We start from the raw sequence: 17,787 nt of genomic DNA, 5'->3' as shown, positions 1-17,787 counted from the left end.
GCCGCCCGCGAGGGCAGGCGTTGGCCCCAGGAGCGGCACCGTCCCACTGACTGCGCCGGTGTGCCGATCTCTCCACACGTAGGCCTGGGAGCCGTCGGATGCCTGGACGACGGCCCCGTCCGGCGTGAACATCCACGCCGCATCGACGCCCTTCGCGCGCGCGACGACGTCGAGATGCCCATCGACGGGTTCGAGGACGCCCGGCACGTCGGCAAGGTCGGCGATCACAGCCCGCTCGCGGTCGTCGATCGCACGCTGGCCCACCACGAGGCCGGCGACCAGCGCCAGCGCGACAGGGACCACAACCCACCACCAACGCGGGCGTCGGGGCCTCGCGGCGGGCGCGACGTCGGCATCGTCGACGACCTCGTCGAGGTCGACCGCCTGCATGCCCCCGTGCCCCATGGCGGGACCTTAACGCCCGGCGGGGTGCACGCGGGGCCGTTCAGCGGAGGATCGCGTAGTCCCCCGTGCCGCTGTCGTACCCGACGAGCTGGTGGTTGAACACCGTCGCCTGCTCGATCCCCGACGGTAGGACCGCCTGGAACACCTTCTCCCCGGACGACGGCACATACGCGACGATCACCGAGGGGAGCTCACCACCGGCAGCCACCGACGCCAAGACGTGCGTGCCATCGGTGAACAGGGAGACGAGGTACCGGCTCGACTCGCTCTTCTGCGTCCACAGCGTCTCGCCCGTGCGCCCGTCGAGCGCGGAGACTGCGTCACCGGTGCCGACGAAGACCCGGCCGCGCAGCACCATCGCCTGGTCGGCGAACATCGCGACGTCGCTCGACCACAGCGCCTTGCCGCTGCGCACGTCCCACGCCCGGATCTTCCCGTCGGTCGTGAGCACGAGGCCGGGCACGCTCCCGTCGTCGACGCCGAAGGTCACGTGCTGGCCGTCCAGCACGCGGTCCTGGCTCGGGTCGCTGCCGGGAGCGACGACGGTCATCGTCGACGTGCCGTCGGAGGCCTGCGCCAGGACCATGAGCCGGCCCGCGCTGTCGTCGCTGGCCCAGCCCTGGAAGGTGCTCCCCTGCGCGCTCGTCAGATCCCGCAGCACGCGGCCGTCCGCCGACACCACCATCTGGCGGTTGTCCCTCACCTGGACGACGAGCCGGTCGTCGGTGCGGGAGATCCACGCGCTCACCCACTGGTCGGAGGGCCTGGAGTCCTTGAGCACCGTCCGCCAACGCTGCTCGCCCGTGCCGATGTCGTACGCCGTCGCGGCCGTCGCACCGTCGTGCGTGCTCGTGAGCACCGCCAGGCCCGGGAGCACCGCCAGGCTCGCCGCCGCGGTGTCGATCGGCCAGTCGCCCAGGACGCCGCCGTCCTTCGTGCCGAGGACGACCAGACGGGTCGCCTTGGCGGGCAGCAGCTTGGGCGCTCCCTCGTCGCTGTACTCGACGCCGCCGTCGGTCACCAGGCACACGATGCGCGTCGCCGCCCTCGCGTCGGTGGCACCCGTCGCCACCTCGGGATCGCACGTCGTCAGGCCAGACACGTGCTCGACGTCGGCGAGCGCCGGCGTTGGCCCCAGGAGCGGGGCGTTCCACAGCGTCGCGCCCGTGGTCGGATCGAGCCAGCTGTACGACACGCTGCCGTCCGAGCCTGGCACAGCCGACCCGCCGAGCCCCCACAGCGCAGCGCCGGCGTCGCTCGGAATCGTGCGCATCACCTGAAGGTGCTCGTCGACCGTGCCCACGACGCCGGGGACGTCCGCGAGGGCGGCGATCGCGGCCCGCTCGCGTGCGTCCAGGACGCTCTGCCCGACGAGCAGCACGGCGACGACCGCCGCGACGGCGCCGAGCGCCACCCACCGACCCGTGCGTCGCGGTGGCGGGCCTTCGTCGAGCTCGGGCTCGCTCAGGAGGTCGAGGATCTCGACCTCCTGCATGCGACCGCCGTGCCCCATTCTCGGACTCTAGCCGCCGCGCCTCAGCCGATCACGACGTAGCGGTCGGTCGCCGGGTCGTGCCCGATCAGGCGCCCGTCGAGTGCGGGGTAGACGCCGTCGATCCCGGCCGGGTACGCCTGGTGCACCGCCTCGTCGCCGGTCGTGCGGTCGTAGCCGATCAGGACAGGAAGCTCGCCGTCCGCGGTCTGCAGCTCGACGTAGATGTTCCTCCCGTCCGTGAACAGGTTCGTCACCGTTGTGGTGGCGTCCAGCGCGTGGGTCCAGCGCTGCTTCCCGGTCCTCCCGTCGAAGGCCGCAAGGACGTTGGCCGACGTCACGATCACGTCCCCACGCAGGACCATGGCCTGGCCGATGTCGCTCGCCAGACCGTCATCCGTCGACCAGGACTCCTTGCCGGATGCCGCGTCCCACGCCCACAGCTTGCGGCCACCTGTCAGGACGAGGCCGGGAACGCTGCCGTCGTCGGTGGCGATGTACACCTGCGACCCGATCAACGGGCGGTCCTTGCTCGGGTCGGCGTCATCGATCACGAGGGTCGGCGTGCTCGCGCCGCCACCGCCGCTCGTCGAGTAGATGAACCGATGGGTACTGGCATCGACCCACCAGCTGACGATGCCACTTTGCTCACCGGCGTCGACATCGCGCAGCACCCGCCCGTCGTCCGCGAGCAACGTGAAACGGTTGACCGGCGACTGCACGACGATCCGCCGGCCGATGGCGTTGACGAACGCGTCGTGCCACCCGATGTCCGTGTCCTCGGCCGTCACCGTGGGTACCGGCAGCACCCGCTGCCACACCTGCGCGCCGGTCGCCAGGTCGTACGCAGTCACCACCGGTGCGCTGTCCACGAGGTCCGCGACGATCGCGAGGCCGGGAGTGACCGCGACCGTCCGGCCTCCGTCGATCGACCGGTCGGTGACCACCGAGCCGTCCTCGGTGTCGAGGACGACGAGCCGCGTCGTCGTCACCGGCAGCGGCGTCCCCATCCAGTCGCCGCCATCCTGCTCACCGCCGTCACTGACGAGGCAGATGACGCGTCTCGCCGGGCTGGTGTCGTCGTCCTCGTCCGCGTGCTCACCGAGCTGGCAGTACGTGGCGAAGCGGATCGACTGGTCATCACCCTCGTCGTGCGCGAGCTGCGGGGTGGGCCCGAGCAGCGGCGCGGTCCACAGCGTCGCCCCGGACGCGGGGTCGTACCACTGGTAGGCCTGCGAGCCGTCGGTCGCGCTCGTCACCTCGCCACTCCCGCCGAACTGGTCTCCGAGCTCGGCGGGCGTCACGGTCCCAAGTACGCGGAGGTCCCCGTCGATCGGCGCGATCACCCCCGGGATGCCGGCCAGCGCCGCGATCGCCGAACGCTCGCGTGCGTCCAGCACCCACTGGCCGCCGGCGAGCGCCGCGCCGACGAGCGCGACGACGCTCACGACGACCATGGGCCGACGCCACCGCACGTGCCTCGGCCGGTCGTCGGCCTCGTCAGGGGCGACGTCGGGCGCATCGTCGAGCTCGACCACCTGCATCTCGCCCCCGCGCGCCATGCGGGGACCCTAGCGCCCTACCTGGCCGCCCGAGGTGACTTTGCCAGCCGCCCGACGGCGGATGTTGCCGCGCGCTGCGAGCACCACGGCGCTCGCGATCACGGGAACAAGTCCCAACGCGGCCAGAACAAGACTCGTCTGAGCGACCTCGCCGTTGTCCCAGTCAGCCAGGTCGACCCGCGCCATCACCGACTCCGGGGTCTCGGGGAGCCAGAGGACGTCCAAGGGGGCGCCATATCGGCTGCGAGCCGGCATCGGGGCAGAGCCGTGGGTGGGCAGGCCGTCGGTGACCGACTCGTCGATCCCTCGCAGTACCCGGACCTCGTCCCCGACCACGACGTCGACACGGTCGAGCGACGTGCTCCCACGGTACGTCGACGTGTGGCCGACGACGTCGGTCACGGTCGCGCCGACCCCACGCACCTCGAGCTCGCGCGCCAAGTGCGTCGTAACCACGTCGCCGGGCAGCACCGCCAGGCAGAACGTGGTCAGCGCCAGACCCATCACCGACACCGCCGTGACGAACTGGTGGCGGCGCACCCAGGCACGGATCGCGCGAAGGCGGTCACGGGCGGCGTGCACAGGACTCCTCTCGATACGACGGAGGCCCCCCACCCGCGTTTCCGCTGGTGAAGGGCCTTCGGTGGTGCGCCATCAGGGACTCGAACCCCGAACCCGCTGATTAAGAGTCAGCTGCTCTGCCAATTGAGCTAATGGCGCGCGGTGCAGAACGTTAGCAGCCTTCTGGCCCAGGTTGCCAATCGAGATCCCGCCTCGTGACGAGCGTCACGAACCGAGCCTCACAGGTACAGCCCCGTGCCCGCGCCGGCGCTGCGCGGGGCGGCCACGGCGTGCACGTCCTTCTCCCGCAGGAGCAGGTACGTCGCACCCTCGAGCTCGACCTCGGCGCGCTCCTCGGGGTCGAACAGCACCCGGTCGCCCACCTCGACCTGCCGCACGTGCTGGCCCGTGGCGACGACGTCGGCCCACGCGAGCCGCTTGCCGACCGCAGCCGTCGCGGGGATGACGATCCCGGCCGACGAGCGCCGCTCCCCCGCCGCGGCGTCGAGCGAGACGAGCAAACGGTCGTTGAGCATCCGGATGGGCAGGGCACCGGGCTCGGGCGTGGAGGTACTCACGGATCCGACCGTACCCGCGTGCGGACCGTAGGCTGGGCCCACTCGATCTCAGGAGGATCCGTGCCTCGTCTTGCCCCCGGCGACCTCGCCCCCGACTTCACGCTGGCCACCGCCGACGGCGGCCGGGTGCACCTCGCGGACCTGCGCGGGCAGCGCGTCATCGTGTACTTCTACCCCGCGGCGATGACGCCGGGCTGCACCAAGGAGGCCTGCGACTTCCGCGACTCGCTCGCCTCGCTGCAGGCGGCCGGGTACGCGGTCGTGGGAATCTCGCCCGACGAGGTCGACAAGCTCGCGAAGTTCGTCGAGGCCGAGCAGCTGACCTTCCCGCTCGCGTCCGACCCGACGCGCGAGGTGCTCGAGGCCTGGGGCGCGTGGGGCGAGAAGAAGCTCTACGGCAAGACCGTCACGGGCGTGATCCGTTCGACGGTCGTCGTCGGCGCCGACGGCCGCGTCGAGGTCGCCCAGTACAACGTGCGCGCGACCGGCCACGTGGCCAAGCTGCGGCGCGATCTCGGCGTCGCCTGACGCCCCGCCGGGTCTGGAAGACTCGGCGCACGCGGGAGTGGTGAAACGGCAGCCACGCCAGGTTTAGGTCCTGGTGCCCGAGAGGGCGTGCGGGTTCAAATCCCGTCTCCCGCACCAAGAACGAAACGGCAGCGAGCCGCTCCCCGCCCCGATAACGTCACGCTCGGACGGACGATGCGGACCCAGGGGGTAGGTCCATGGATGCTCGGTCGCTGCGACGCACCGCCGGGCTCGTGGGGCTCGTCTGCGCGGCGACCGCGTTCGCAGGGTGCTCGAACGGCGGCTCGGAGGGTGACTGCGCCCCACCGACCGTGAGCGTGTCCCCGAGCGAGGTCGCCGCGGGTGAGCGGGTGACGCTCACGGGTTCGGCGTTCCTCGCGGTGTGCGCGGACACGGGCGATGGAGCCCCTGCCGGCACGACGACGGCCTCGATCCTCTGGTACCAGGACTCGACCCACGGCGACGAGGTGGCGACGGTGGACGTCAGCAGCGCCGGCCAGTTCTCAACGGGGCTGGTCGTGCCCGATGACGCCAAGCCCGGAGGCGCACGGATCGTCGCCGCTGTGGGCGACGACACCCGCGGCGAGGCGACCGTGACCGTGCACGAGTAGCACCGGCGCACGACGAAGGCGGCGCTCCCCTCGTCGGGGAACGCCGCCTTCGTCGTATGTCCTACTCCTTGGCGCCGGCGGCGATCTGCGCGCGCACGTCGTCCATGTCGAGACCCTTGACTGCCTCGACCACCTGCGCGAGCGCGGGGGCGGGCAGCGCGCCGGCCTGGTTGAAGACCAGGATCCCGTCGCGGAAGGCCATCAGCGTGGGGATGGAGAAGATCTGCAGCTCCTGGGCGAGCGCCTGCTCGGCCTCGGTGTCGACCTTGGCGTGCACGATCTCGGTGTTCTCGTCGGCCGAGGCCTCGAAGACGGGACCGAAGCGCTTGCACGGGCCGCACCACTCGGCCCAGAAGTCGATCAGGACGATCTCGTTGTCCTTGATAGTCTGGCCGATCGTGTCGGCGGTCAGCGTGGTGGTGGGCATGGTTCCTCCCGGTGTCGGTTGTCCGGCCACCTCAGCGCCTGGACACCCCCGACTATTCCCAGGCCCGCGCACTCGCGCACGGCGAACGCCATCTTTCGCCCACCCCCTGCGCGCCTGGAGGCGCGTCGCGCGCGCTCGGGGTAGAAACGAGCGGTGACCGCTTCCGCCGAGTTCCCCGTACCCGAGCGACCCGACGGGTGGCTCAGCGGCGACGAGATCGCCCAGGTGCGCCGCTCGATGCCGATCGTCTACGTCGACGCCATCCCCGTGCGCGTGGACGACTCCGGCGACGTGATCGCGGTCGGCCTGCTCCTGCGCGTGACGCGCGAGGGCGTGATGTCCCGGGCGCTGATCTCGGGCCGCGTGATGTACCACGAGCGCGTGCGCGACGCCCTCGTGCGGCACATCGAGAAGGACCTGGGACCGGTTGCGCTGCCGCAGATCCCGGCCTCGCCACAGCCCTTCACGGTCGCCGAGTACTTCCCGACGCCCGGCGTCACGGCGTACCACGACCCCCGCCAGCACGCGGTCTCGCTCGCCTACGTCGTGCCCGTCCTGGGCGACTGCCTGCCCCAGCACGACGCGATCGATCTGGCCTGGCTCACGCCCGAGGAGGCGTGCGCCGAGCAGGTGCAGGTGGAGATGAACGGCGGGCAGGGCGTGCTGCTGCGCCAGGCGATGGCCCACGTCGGCCGGCTATAGCTCGAGCACCGGCCAGTCGGCCAGGTCGGCGCGCATGCGCCGGTCGTGGGTCGCGACGACGACCGCGGCGGACGTGAGCCGCAGCGCGGCCGTCAGCTCGTCGACCAGCCCGACCGACAGGTGGTTGGTCGGCTCGTCGAGGATCAGCAGGTGCGGCGCCGCGAGCAGCGCGCACGCGAGGTCGAACCGGCGACGCTGGCCGACCGACAGCTCGCGCAACGGCCGGTCGAGGTCGTCCTCCGTCAGCAGGCCGAGTGCCGCGACGGGGACCAGCTGGTCCGGGTCGAGCACCCCCGACTCCAGGAGCCGCAGCGCATGGCGCGCGTAGGCGTCGAACGCGCTGGTCGTGGGCTCGGCGGCGTGCTCAGCCGGCCCCTCCTGCGCCAGCACGCCGAGCCGGACGCCGGGTGCGAGGACGCGGGTTCCCCGGTCCAGGTCCACCGTCCCGGCCAGCGCGGCGAGCAGCGTGGACTTGCCCGAGCCGTTGGGCCCGACGACGAGGAGCCGGCCGCACGCGCCGATGTCGATGCGGCGTCCGGGCAGGTCGACCCGGCCCTCGACGCGCGGTGCGCGGATCTCGAGCAGCGGGCCGGCGTGGGCCGCGGCGCGGTCGGCCGCGGGGTCGAGCGGCCGGTCGAGGTCGGCGCCTGTCGAGGCACGTCGCGGCAGGGAGGGCAGGTCCGGGAACGCGAGCGACAGCGGCGGCACGGGCACCTCGACGGCCTCAGCCTTGAGCTTCTCGACCAGCCGGTCGGCCGCCTTCACGTGGCCGCGGGCGTGCGTCGCGCGGCGGTTCTTGTTCGACCCCTTGGGCGGGCGCCACCCGTCGGACAGCCCCTCGTACGACCGGTCGAGCTGCGCGGCCAGGACGAGGGCACGCTTGCGCTCCGCGCGGTAGCGGGCGCGCCAGCGCAGCAGCATGCGGTCCTTGGCGAACCGGTAGTCGGCGTACCTCGTCGCGCCGTAGAGCGCCGGGCGGCCGTCCATCGCGGGGTCGAGGTCGAGGATCGCCGTCATGACGTCGTCGAGCAGCCGGCGATCGTGCGTGACGATGACGACCGCGCCCGCCCACTGCTGCAGCCGCCCCGTGAGGTAGTCGATCCCCGCGGCGTCGAGGTGGTTGGTGGGCTCGTCGAGCAGGAGCACGTCCGATCGCTCGGCGATCCGGCACGCCAGCCGCGCGCGGTACCGCTCCCCGACGCTGAGGGTCGCGAGCTCACGCGACACGTCGCGGGGAGCGCCGAACCGGGTGAGCGCCTCGTCGATCCGTCGGTCGACGTCCCAGGCCGCCAGCTGCTCGTAGCGGGTCATCGCGTCGGCGTAGGCGCCGAGGTCGCCGCTCTCGTGGTCGAAGCCCGCGATCGCAGCCTCGAGCTCGTCGGCGACGGCCCGGGTTGCGGCGGAGGTCTGCTCGACGAGCGTCCCGACCGTGGTCCCCGGCGGCACGTCGAGCTCCTGGTCGACGACGGCCAGCGAGCCGACCCTCGACACCGAACCGGCCATCGGCGCCAGCGAGCCCGCCAGGACGCGCAGCAGCGTGGTCTTGCCTGCCCCGTTCTCGCCGACGAGGCCGAGGCGCTCCCCCGCGGAGACCACGAGGTCGAGCCCGTCCAGCACGGGCCGCCCGGGGTAGCCGAACGTGATTCCCCGGGCGACGACGCAGACGGGCTCAGCCACGCAGCACGCGGGCGATCACGGGCGCGAGCGCCCGGAAGGCCTGCCCGCGGTGACTGATCGCGTTCTTCTCGTCGGGGCTCAGCTCGGCGCACGTGCGGCTCTCGCCCAGCGGGACGAGCGCGGGGTCGTAGCCGAACCCGCCCGCGCCGCGCGGCTCGAACGTCAGCGTCCCGACGAGGGCACCCGTCTCGACGTGCTCGAAGCCGTCGGGCGTCACCAGCGCGGCGGCGCACACGAAGCGCGCGCCCCGGTGCTCGGGAGCGATGTCCGAGACCTGCGCGAGCAGCAGCGCGAGGTTCGCCGCGTCGTCCCCGTGCCGGCCGGACCAGCGCGCGGAGAAGATCCCGGGAGCGCCGCCCAGCACGTCGACCGCGAGGCCCGAGTCGTCCGCGACCGCGGGCAACCCGGTGAACGCCGCGAGCGCACGCGCCTTGATGAGCGCGTTCGCCTCGAACGTCACGCCGTCCTCGACGGGCTCGGGCGCGCCCACGTCCCGCGCGCCCACCACGTCGTCGCCCGCGAGCTCGGGGAGCACGGGCGCGAGGATCGCGCGCAGCTCGCCGACCTTGTGCGCGTTGTGGGTCGCGAGCACCAGGCGTGGGCTCACGCGGTCACCGCGCGGGTCGCGGACCCGTCGCCGGGCGCCGCGGCGAGCGCGGCCTGCTGCAGCGCGGAGAGCGTGGCGGTGCCGCCGACGGCCAGGTCGAGCAGCGCGTCGAGCTCGGCGCGGTCGAACGGCGCGTGCTCGGCCGTGCCCTGCACCTCGACGAAGGTGCCCGAGCCGGTGACGACGACGTTCATGTCCGTCTCGGCGCGCACGTCCTCGACGTAGGGCAGGTCGAGCATCGGGACGCCGTCGATGATGCCGACGCTGACGGCCGCGACCGAGTCGGTCAGCACCGTGCGGCCGGGCTTGATGAGGCGCTTGCCCTGGGCCCAGTCGACGGCGTCGGCGAGCGCGACGTACGCGCCCGTGATCGCCGCGGTGCGCGTGCCGCCGTCGGCCTGGAGCACGTCGCAGTCGAGCACGATCGTGTTCTCGCCGAGCGCGGAGACGTCGATGATCGCGCGCAGCGAGCGCCCGATCAGGCGGGAGATCTCGTGCGTGCGCCCGCCGACCTTGCCGCGCACGGACTCACGGTCGGAGCGGCTGTCCGTGGCGCGCGGCAGCATCGAGTACTCGGCGGTCACCCAGCCCTCGCCCGAGCCCTTGCGCCAGCGCGGCACGCCCTCGGTGAACGAGGCGACGCACAGCACCTTGGTGTTGCCGAACTCGACGAGCACGCTGCCCTCGCCCGCGCTCAGGAAGCGGCGCGTGATCGTGATGGGGCGGAGCTCGTCGGCGGCGCGGCCGTCGGCGCGCACGGAGGCGGTGGTGGGGGAAGTCATGCGCAGAGCCTAACGAAGCAGACCGACAGCCTCAGAGCACGTACGTGGCCCCGGGCTCGGCGACGTCGACCGGTCCGGCGTACGTCTCCCGTGCCTCGGCGACCACGGTCTCGGCGGGCGTCCAGGCCGGCAGGTGCGTGAGGACGAGGCGGCCCGAGCCACCCGTCGACGCCGCCGCGCCCGCGCGGCGGCCCGTCAGGTGCACGCCGCGCACCGCGTCGTCGCGGCCCTCGATGAAGGCGGCCTCGGAGAGCAGCAGGTCGGCCGCCGCGAGCCTGTCGAGGCCGTCGCACGCGTCGGTGTCGCCCGTGTAGGCGAGCGTCACGGTCCGGGCCGGGTCCTCGTCGGACGGCCCCTGCACGCGGATGCCGAACGCGGGCACGGGGTGCAGCACGGGCACGGGCGTCAGGGTCAGGGGGCCGACGACGACGGGCGCGGCCGGGTCCCACTCGTGGAACCGGAACTGGCCGCCGACGTCCGTGGCGGGGTCGGAGCCGGCGATCTGGGTGAGCCGCTCGGCGGTGCCGGTCGGGCCCCACACGTCGACGGCGTCGAGCGGGCCGCCGGGCCGGTAGCGGCGCAGCACGTTGAGCACCACCATGTCGGCGACGTGGTCCGAGTGCAGGTGGCTGAGCGCAATGGCGTCCAGCGCGGTCGGGTCGCCGTACTTCTGCAGCGGCCCGAGCGCCCCGTTGCCGAGGTCCAGCAGGACGCTCCAGGTCCGGCCGGAGGCATCGTCGGCCTGGACGAGGTACCCCGAAGCCGCCGACGTCGGGCTCGGGTAGGAGCCGGCGCAGCCGAGGACGACGAGCCTCATCGCAGAGCCGCCCGCGGCTCGACGAGGCCTACCTCGGGGCCGAGGAACCGGCGCGCGAGAGTCTGGAAACCGACGGGGTCGCCCGTCGCGAGGAAGCGGTGCTCGGCGGGTCCGGCGGCGGGGTCGCGCTCCAGGTCGTGCGCGACGAGCGTGCGGTACACGTCCTTGGCGGTCTCCTCGGCACTCGAGACGAGCGTGACGTCCTCGCCCATGACGTAGGAGATCGCGCCGGTCAGCAGCGGGTAGTGCGTGCAGCCGAGCACGAGGGTGTCGACGCCCGCCTCGCGCACCGGGTCCAGGTACTCGTGCGCGAGCGCCAGCACGTCCGGGCCCGAGGTGATGCCAGCCTCGACCAGCGGCACGAACTCCGGGCACGCCTGGGTGATGAGACGCACCCCCGGGGCCACCGCGAACGCGTCGTCGTACGAGCGGGACTCGACGGTCGACTTGGTGGCGATGACGCCGATCCGGCCCGAGCGCGTGGCGGCCACGGCGCGGCGGGCGGCGGGCAGGATCACCTCGACGACGGGGATGCCGCGGCGCAGCGTGTACCGCTCGCGCGCGTCGCGCAGCATGGCCGACGACGCGGTGTTGCACGCGATGACGAGCAGCTTGACGCCCGCATCGACCAGGTCGTCCATGACCTCGAGCGCGTGGGCGCGGACCGCCGCGAGCGGCTTGCTGCCGTACGGGGTGTTGAGGGTGTCGCCGATGTACACGGTCGACTCGTGGGGCAGCTGGTCGAGGATGGACCTCGCGACCGTCAGACCCCCGACGCCTGAGTCGAAGATCCCGATGGGGGCGTCGTTCACCCGGCCGAGCCTAGCGGGAGGGCCCGCCCGACGACGGGTCAGGAGGTGTGACGTCGGACGCGGCGCGGGCGTCGTCGAGCATGAGCGTGACCAACGACTCCTGCATCCACGACAGCGCGCCGTAGATCGCGACGAGCTGGCGGGCGCCCTCGGGCACGGCGTCCACGTCGTAGATCGCCTCGGCCTGCTCGTCGGTCCGGATCTCGAGCCGCTCGGCGATCACGAGGCGGATGTCGGTGATCGCGGAGGCCAGCGCGCGGGCCTCGGACCGGTCGACGACCACCTCGGACGGGCGCTTGCCCGGCCGGTCGGTCAGCACCGCGGCGAGCCTGCGCAGGCCCGCCGACTTGCTCGCCCGCAGGTCCGCCTGGGTCAGGCGGCGGAACTCGGCGGCGAGCTCCTCGTCGTCGCGGCTCGCGTCCGGCAGGAGCCGGCGCACGGCGGGATCGTCGGGCCGCGGCGTGGGCCGGGCCAGGTCGTGGGCGAGACCGGCGAGCAGGTCGTCGGTCGCGGGCGCCTCGTCGTCGTCCAGCATCGAGGCGACGTCGGACGCCGCGGCGGCCAGCACGTAGCGCTCGTCGTCGGTCAGCCGCGCGACGTACGCCCCGCGGGCGCGGCGAAACGCCTTCACTGGCCGCTGCGCTGGAGCGTGGCCCACAGCCCGAACCCGTGCATGGCCTGCACGTCGACCTCCATGGTCTCGAGCGAGCCCGTCGAGACCACCGCGCGCCCCTCCTGGTGCACCTGCTTCATGAGCTTCTCGGCCTTGGCGCGGGGGTGGCCGAAGTACGTCTCGAACACGTAGGTCACATAGGTCATGAGGTTGACGGGGTCGTTCCAGACGATCGTCACCCACGGGTCGGCGACGGCCGCGTCGGTCGCTGCCTCGGCGGTCTCCTCGGGCGCTGTGATCACGGGCACGCGCCCACTCTAGGCAGCCTCTAGGTTGAGCCGTATGTCGACCGCGCTGCTCACCGACCGGTACGAGCTCACGATGCTGCAGGCCGCCCTCGCCGACGGCACCGCAGACCGCCGCTGCGTGTTCGAGGTCTTCACGCGGCGCCTGCCGCACGGCCGCCGCTACGGGGTCGTCGCCGGCACCGGGCGCTTCCTCGAGGCGCTGGAGACGTTCCGCTTCGGCACCACCGAGCTCGACTGGCTGGCCGCCGAGGGCGTGGTCGACGACCGCACGCTCGCCTACCTGGCCGACTACCGGTTCACGGGCTCGATCGTCGGGTACGCCGAGGGCGAGGTGTTCTTCCCGTCCTCCCCCGTGCTCGTCGTCGAGGGGACGTTCGCCGAGGCCGTGCTGCTCGAGACCCTCGCGCTGTCGATCCTCAACTTCGACTCCGCGATCGCGTCCGCTGCCTCGCGCATGACGAGCGCCGCCGTGGACCGGCCGTGCCTCGAGATGGGCTCGCGCCGTGCCCACGAGCAGGCTGCGGTGGCGGCGGCCCGTGCGGCCGTCGTCGGCGGGTTCGTCGGGACGTCCAACCTCGAGGCCGGGCGCCGGTACGGGCTGCCGACGATCGGCACGGCCGCGCACGCCTTCACGCTGCTGCACGACGACGAGGAGGCCGCGTTCGCCGCGCAGGTCGCCTCGCTCGGCGCCGGCACGACCCTGCTCGTCGACACCTACGACGTGCACCGCGGGGTCGAGCGCGCGCTCGCCGCGGCGGGGACCGGGCTCGGCGCGGTGCGGCTCGACTCGGGCGACCTGGGCGGGCTCGCCGCCGAGGTGCGCCACCAGCTCGACGAGGCGGGCGCCCGGGAGACGAAGATCGTCGTGACCTCCGACCTCGACGAGTACGCGATCGCCGCCCTGGCCGTCGCGCCGGTCGACGTCTACGGCGTCGGGACGTCGCTGGTCACCGGATCGGGCGCGCCGACCTGCGGCATGGTCTACAAGCTCGTGGCTCGTGAGGGCGCGGACGGCGAGCTCGCGCCGGTCGCCAAGGCGTCGCGGGACAAGACGAGCGTCGGTGGGCGCAAGGGCGCGGCGCGGCGGCTGGACGCCGAGGGCCGGGCGGTCGCCGAGGTGCTCGTCGAGGGGCGGGACGTGCTCGTGCGCGCGTGGCCAGACGCCGAGGAGGCCGACGACGCTGGCGACCTCCCCGACGCGTCGGGGGGTTCTGCTGGTTCTGCGTCTGCTGGTTCTGGGGGGCGGCTCAGGCCGCTGCACGTGCCGCTCGTGGCGGACGGCGTGGTGGACCCTGCGTGGGTCGGTGCCGGCGGCGTGGAGGCCGCAGCACGTCGGCACCGCGCCTCGCGGGACGAGCTGCCGCGCGGTGCGCGGCGGCTGTCGGCCGACGAGGCCGCGGTGCCGACGGTCAAGCTGGAGCTCGGGGCGTGATCGCCCGGCGAGCTGACTAGATCCTGCTGCTCCGCCCACGCCCGACGAGGGCGAGGATCAGGCTGACGACGAGGACGGCCACGCCGATCCAGAGGAGGAACGAGCCGACGCCGCCGATACCGAGGACGACGAGGATGGCACCGACGATGATGAGGATGAGCCAGAGGGGCATGGGTTGACCCTTTCGTTCGTGAGTCACCGAGAGGGCGATCCGGGGGTACCCGGGGCCCTTGACACGACTCAAGGCTGGCAGTGGTGGGAGCGCTCCGCACCCGGGGTGAAAAAGTTGCACGTCGGTGCACTGGTGCTATGTGGGCACGCGTCCAGGACGCTGACCTGCGGAAACGCACTTTCGGCGGCATTTCACATCGTGAGACAGGCCTTGTCGCCGCGCACGCATTAGGCGTAGGGCGAATTGATTCAGGAGGACAGATGACCGCACTGCAGATCGACCTGGCCGGCCGCACGGCCCTCGTCACGGGGTCCACGCAGGGCATCGGGCTCGCCATCGCGACGACCCTCGCCTCGGCCGGCGCACGCGTCGCGGTCAACGGCCGCAGCCCCGAGTCGGTCGCCCGCGCGAGCGCCGCGATCCGCACGGACGTCGCCGACGCCGACCTCGTGGAAGCACCCGCCGACGTCACGACCGCCGAGGGCGTCGCCGCGCTGCTCGCCGTGCTTCCCGAGGTCGACGTGCTCGTCAACAACCTCGGGATCTTCGAGGCCGTCCCTGCGCTCGACATCAACGACGACGAGTGGCGGCGCTACTTCGACGTCAACGTGCTCAGCGCGGTGCGCCTGATCCGGACCTACCTGCCGGGCATGACCGCACGCGGCTGGGGTCGCGTCATCGACATCGCCTCGGACTCGGCGGTCGTCATCCCGCGCGAGATGGTCCACTACGGCACCTCGAAGACGGCCCTGCTCGCGGTGTCACGCGGCTTCGCCAAGGAGGCCGCGGGCACGGGCGTCACCGTGAACTCGGTGATCGCCGGTCCGACGCACACGGGCGGCGTGGAGGACTTCGTCTACCAGCTCGTCGACCGTTCGCTGCCGTGGGAGGACGCCCAGCGCGAGTTCATGCGCCTGCACCGGCCGCAGTCGCTGCTCGGCCGGCTCATCGAGCCCGAGGAGATCGCGCACCTCGTCGCCTACCTGGCCTCGCCGCTCGCCTCGGCGACGACGGGTGCCGCGGTGCGGGTCGACGGCGGCTACGTGGACTCGATCCTGCCGTAAGACCTACTTCTTGCCGACGAACCAGCCGCGCAGCATCGCGATGCGCCCCGTGAGCTGGTCGGGATCGGCCAGCGCGACCTCGGGCCCTCCGCAGCGGCGACGCAGCTCGGAGTGCACCGAGCCGTGCGGCTGGCCGCTGCGGCGCGCCCACGCGCCGACGAGCTGCGCGAGCTCCTTGCGCAGCTCGGCCTGCTTGCGGTGGTCCATCTCCTCGACCGGGACCGCTGCCGCCGCCGCCCGGCGCTTGCCGCTGACCTGGTCGGCCTGTCGCTGGCGGAGCAGCTCGGAGACCTGGTCGGCGTCGAGCAGGCCGGGAAGGCCCAGGAAGTCGAGCTCCTCGTCGGACCCGACCTCCGCGCCCGTGCCGAACTCGCCGCCGTCGAACAGCACGCGGTCGAACGACGCCTGCGCCTCGAGCGCCTCGAACGCGCCCATCTTGCCGTCAGGGCCGAGTGCGTCGGCCCCGTTGCGCTCGGAGTTCGCGGCCGCGAGCAGCGCGTCCTCGGCGTTGTAGTCGGCGCCCTGCTCCTCGGCCGTCTTGGGCCGGTCGAGCGCGTGGTCCCGCTCGAGCTCGAGCGTGTTGGCCAGGCCCAGCAGCTGCGGCACCGACGGCAGGAACACCGAGGCGGTCTCCCCGCGGCGTCGCGCGCGCACGAACCGGCCGACCGCCTGGGCGAAGAACAGGGGCGTCGCGGTGCTCGTCGCGTACACGCCCACGGCCAGCCGCGGCACGTCGACGCCCTCGGAGACCATCCGCACCGCGACCATCCAGCGCGAGTCGCCGGCGGAGAACGCGTCGATCCGGTCGCTCGCGCCGTCGTCGTCGGACAGCACGACGGTCGGCGACTCCCCCGTCAGCCGTGCCAGGTGGCCCGCGTAGGCCCGCGCGTCGGTCTGGTCGGTCGCGATGATCATGGCGCCCGCGTCGGGGACCACTCGACGCACCTCGGTGAGTCGGCGGTCCGCCGCGGCGAGCACGCTCGGGATCCACTCGCCGTTCGGGTCCAGCGCGGTGCGCCAGGCCTGCGCGGTCATGTCCTTGGTCAGCGGCTCGCCCAGGCGCGCGCTGATCTCGTCGCCCGCCTTGGTCCGCCACCGCATCGACCCGCTGTACGACAGGAAGATCACCGGGCGGACGACGTGGTCGCGCAGCGCGTCGCCGTAGCCGTAGGTGTAGTCGGCGGCGCTGCGCCGAATGCCGTGCTCGTCGCGGTCGTAGCGCACGAACGGAATCGCGGCGGTGTCCGAGCGGAACGGCGTCCCGGTCAGCGCGAGCCGCCGAGTCGCGCCCTCGAAGGACTCGCGCACCGCGTCGCCCCAGGACAGCGCGTCGCCGCCGTGATGGACCTCGTCGAGGATCACCAGCGTCGGCGCGGCGGACGTGCGGGCGGCGTGCAGCGCGGGCTTGCTGGCCACCTGCGCGTAGGTGACAGCGACCCCGTCGAAACCGTGACCGTGGCGGCCCTGGGCGTTGCTGAAGTTCGGGTCGAGCTTGATGCCGACGCGCGCAGCAGCGTCGGCCCACTGGCGCTTGAGGTGCTCGGTGGGCGCGACGACCGTCACGCGGCGCACGATCCGGGCCTGCAGCAGCTCGGTGGCGATCCGCAGCGCGAAGGTCGTCTTGCCGGCGCCGGGTGTGGCGACCGCGAGGAAGTCCCGCGGCGACGCGTCGCGGTAGCGCTCGATCGCCTCGGCCTGCCAGGCGCGCAGCTTGCCGGCCGTCCCCCACGGCGCGCGGCTCGGGAACGCCGGCGGCAGGTGCTCAGCCGCCGACGCGGACGCGTGCGTGCTCGGCGCAGGCGCTGCGTGGGCGGCGAACAGGTCCGCGGGCTGGGAGGAGGACGACGGGCGCGGGGCGCCGCTCACTTGCCGCCGCGGCCGAAGCCGAATCGACGACCGCCGCCGTCGCCGGACCCCTTGTCACCGGAGCCCTTGTCGTCGCCGTCCTGCGGCTCGCGCAGACCGTCGTAGATCTCCTTGCACACGGGGCACACGGGGAACTTGTTCGGGTCACGACCCGGCACCCACACCTTGCCGCAGAGCGCGATCACCGGCTTGCCGCTCATCGCGGACGCCATGATCTTCTCCTTGCGCACGTAGTGCGCGAACCGCTCGTGGTCGCCGGGCTCGACCTGCTCGGTCGTCTCCTGGCGCTCCAGGACGCTCGTGGCGGTCCCCTGATCCGGTCCGCTCGGGTCGACGGGCGCGGGCTGCGGCAGGGGCTCACTCATGGCGAGAAGTGTACGTCGACCCCCCGACACCGAATCAGCCCTTCCACCGCCCCGCCCCGGTCGCCCCCGCTCGCCCCGTTCCCTGCCGAGCGCGTGTCGTACGGCCCGAGCGCGTACGGCGCGCCACCCGCGCTCGAGCCGCTGGACGCGCGCTCGGCGACGAGCGCACGACCGGGGACGCTGCGGCCGAGGCACCGGCCATCGACGCGCTCGCGCATCGCGCAGCCGGCCCGCGGCGGCGTCCCGCTGCCACCTCATCCGGCGAGCGCGGGTCGTACGGGCCGAGCGCGTACGGCGCGCCACCGGCGCTCGGTCCGCTTGACGCGCGCTCGGCGAACGGAGCGCGCGGGAGCGGGCCGCGGGCGCGCGTGGGCCGCGGGCGCGCGGGAGCTCCGCGGGGGCCGCG

Annotated in this window: 21 protein-coding genes and 2 tRNA genes; 6 read left to right on the top strand and 17 right to left on the bottom strand. The window is 73.2% G+C overall.

All coding sequences use genetic code 11. The features are described from left to right. The 6 genes from D1825_RS06025 to D1825_RS06000 form a co-directional block, all read right to left on the bottom strand. Window positions 1-405: hypothetical protein (locus D1825_RS06025; RefSeq protein ID WP_233549658.1), on the bottom strand; the 405-nt coding region annotated here is incomplete at its 3' end. A 40-nt stretch (window positions 406-445) separates the two neighbouring features. Beyond that, entirely contained in the window at window positions 446-1,918 is a 1,473-nt protein-coding gene (locus D1825_RS06020; protein ID WP_118766540.1) for an outer membrane protein assembly factor BamB family protein, read from the bottom strand. Window positions 1,919-1,941: 23 nt separating this feature from the next. Further along, entirely contained in the window at window positions 1,942-3,459 is a 1,518-nt protein-coding gene (locus tag D1825_RS06015; protein ID WP_118766539.1) for an outer membrane protein assembly factor BamB family protein, read from the bottom strand. A gap of 9 nt (window positions 3,460-3,468) precedes the next feature. After that, entirely contained in the window at window positions 3,469-4,041 is a 573-nt protein-coding gene (locus tag D1825_RS06010; RefSeq protein ID WP_118766538.1) for a hypothetical protein, read from the bottom strand. A gap of 62 nt (window positions 4,042-4,103) precedes the next feature. Beyond that, a tRNA-Lys gene (locus tag D1825_RS06005) sits at window positions 4,104-4,179 on the bottom strand. Window positions 4,180-4,259: 80 nt separating this feature from the next. Beyond that, the gene (locus D1825_RS06000) at window positions 4,260-4,556 is read right to left on the bottom strand and encodes a GroES family chaperonin (RefSeq protein ID WP_118766537.1); all 297 of its coding nucleotides are present in this window, start codon (window positions 4,554-4,556) and stop codon (window positions 4,260-4,262) included. A 102-nt stretch (window positions 4,557-4,658) separates the two neighbouring features. Here D1825_RS06000 and bcp point away from each other — a divergent pair, with 102 nt between their 5' ends. From bcp to D1825_RS05985, 3 genes are all read left to right on the top strand, one after another. Further along, window positions 4,659-5,126 (top strand): thioredoxin-dependent thiol peroxidase, encoded by a 468-nt coding sequence (bcp, locus tag D1825_RS05995; RefSeq protein WP_118766536.1) that lies wholly within the window; start codon window positions 4,659-4,661, stop codon window positions 5,124-5,126. A gap of 31 nt (window positions 5,127-5,157) precedes the next feature. After that, window positions 5,158-5,243 (top strand) — tRNA-Leu (locus D1825_RS05990). Window positions 5,244-5,323: 80 nt separating this feature from the next. Beyond that, a complete protein-coding gene (locus tag D1825_RS05985) occupies window positions 5,324-5,737 on the top strand; it encodes an immunoglobulin domain-containing protein (protein WP_118766535.1) in 414 nt (137 codons plus the stop codon). A 61-nt stretch (window positions 5,738-5,798) separates the two neighbouring features. On the opposite strand, the gene trxA is transcribed toward D1825_RS05985, so the two are convergent. Continuing rightward, window positions 5,799-6,164 carry a thioredoxin gene (gene trxA, locus D1825_RS05980; RefSeq protein ID WP_118766534.1) on the bottom strand — a complete coding sequence of 122 codons (366 nt, stop codon included), beginning with the start codon at window positions 6,162-6,164 and terminating at the stop codon, window positions 5,799-5,801. Between the two features lie 153 nt (window positions 6,165-6,317). Here trxA and D1825_RS05975 point away from each other — a divergent pair, with 153 nt between their 5' ends. Then, a complete protein-coding gene (locus tag D1825_RS05975) occupies window positions 6,318-6,866 on the top strand; it encodes an NUDIX hydrolase family protein (protein WP_118766533.1) in 549 nt (182 codons plus the stop codon). On the opposite strand, the gene D1825_RS05970 is transcribed toward D1825_RS05975, so the two are convergent. From D1825_RS05970 to clpS, 7 genes are read right to left on the bottom strand one after another with little or no spacing between them, the layout of a single operon-like run. After that, window positions 6,861-8,543, bottom strand: coding sequence for an ABC-F family ATP-binding cassette domain-containing protein (locus D1825_RS05970; protein WP_118766532.1), 1,683 nt, complete (start codon window positions 8,541-8,543; stop codon window positions 6,861-6,863). The two genes, D1825_RS05975 and D1825_RS05970, sit on opposite strands and share 6 nt — an antisense overlap. After that, window positions 8,536-9,150: an RdgB/HAM1 family non-canonical purine NTP pyrophosphatase gene (gene rdgB / locus D1825_RS05965; RefSeq protein ID WP_118766531.1), complete on the bottom strand. Its 615-nt coding sequence runs from the start codon at window positions 9,148-9,150 to the stop codon at window positions 8,536-8,538. Before rdgB ends, D1825_RS05970 begins: the two co-directional genes overlap by 8 nt. Next, entirely contained in the window at window positions 9,147-9,932 is a 786-nt protein-coding gene (gene rph, locus D1825_RS05960) for a ribonuclease PH (RefSeq protein ID WP_118766530.1), read from the bottom strand. The genes rdgB and rph overlap by 4 nt, the downstream gene beginning before the upstream one ends. A 31-nt stretch (window positions 9,933-9,963) precedes the next feature. Continuing rightward, complete coding sequence (locus tag D1825_RS05955; protein WP_118766529.1) at window positions 9,964-10,749, bottom strand: MBL fold metallo-hydrolase; 786 nt, start codon at window positions 10,747-10,749, stop codon at window positions 9,964-9,966. Next, window positions 10,746-11,561 carry a glutamate racemase gene (gene murI, locus D1825_RS05950; RefSeq protein WP_118766528.1) on the bottom strand — a complete coding sequence of 272 codons (816 nt, stop codon included), beginning with the start codon at window positions 11,559-11,561 and terminating at the stop codon, window positions 10,746-10,748. Before murI ends, D1825_RS05955 begins: the two co-directional genes overlap by 4 nt. Window positions 11,562-11,571: 10 nt before the next feature. Next, entirely contained in the window at window positions 11,572-12,192 is a 621-nt protein-coding gene (locus tag D1825_RS05945; protein ID WP_118766527.1) for a DUF2017 domain-containing protein, read from the bottom strand. Further along, window positions 12,189-12,482 (bottom strand): ATP-dependent Clp protease adapter ClpS, encoded by a 294-nt coding sequence (clpS, locus tag D1825_RS05940; protein WP_118766526.1) that lies wholly within the window; start codon window positions 12,480-12,482, stop codon window positions 12,189-12,191. The genes D1825_RS05945 and clpS overlap by 4 nt, the downstream gene beginning before the upstream one ends. A 34-nt stretch (window positions 12,483-12,516) precedes the next feature. Here clpS and D1825_RS05935 point away from each other — a divergent pair, with 34 nt between their 5' ends. After that, window positions 12,517-13,914, top strand: coding sequence for a nicotinate phosphoribosyltransferase (locus D1825_RS05935; protein WP_118766525.1), 1,398 nt, complete (start codon window positions 12,517-12,519; stop codon window positions 13,912-13,914). Window positions 13,915-13,930: 16 nt separating this feature from the next. Here D1825_RS05935 and D1825_RS18405 read toward each other — a convergent pair whose 3' ends face one another. Continuing rightward, the gene (locus D1825_RS18405; protein ID WP_138067478.1) at window positions 13,931-14,086 is read right to left on the bottom strand and encodes a DUF4175 domain-containing protein; all 156 of its coding nucleotides are present in this window, start codon (window positions 14,084-14,086) and stop codon (window positions 13,931-13,933) included. A gap of 269 nt (window positions 14,087-14,355) precedes the next feature. Between D1825_RS18405 and D1825_RS05930 the strand changes: the two genes are divergently transcribed. Beyond that, window positions 14,356-15,150, top strand: coding sequence for an SDR family NAD(P)-dependent oxidoreductase (locus D1825_RS05930; protein ID WP_118766543.1), 795 nt, complete (start codon window positions 14,356-14,358; stop codon window positions 15,148-15,150). A gap of 3 nt (window positions 15,151-15,153) precedes the next feature. Here D1825_RS05930 and D1825_RS05925 read toward each other — a convergent pair whose 3' ends face one another. Both D1825_RS05925 and D1825_RS05920 read right to left on the bottom strand, forming a co-directional pair. After that, a complete protein-coding gene (locus D1825_RS05925; RefSeq protein ID WP_407643303.1) occupies window positions 15,154-17,016 on the bottom strand; it encodes a DEAD/DEAH box helicase in 1,863 nt (620 codons plus the stop codon). After that, window positions 17,013-17,381, bottom strand: a complete 369-nt coding sequence (locus D1825_RS05920; RefSeq protein WP_199721510.1) for a DUF3039 domain-containing protein — start codon at window positions 17,379-17,381, stop codon at window positions 17,013-17,015. Before D1825_RS05920 ends, D1825_RS05925 begins: the two co-directional genes overlap by 4 nt. Window positions 17,382-17,787 lie beyond the last annotated feature (406 nt).

This window comes from Cellulomonas rhizosphaerae (assembly GCF_003470205.1).
Classification (GTDB): Bacteria; Actinomycetota; Actinomycetes; order Actinomycetales; family Cellulomonadaceae; genus Cellulomonas; species Cellulomonas rhizosphaerae.
This window is presented reverse-complemented; position numbering and strand designations above follow the sequence as displayed.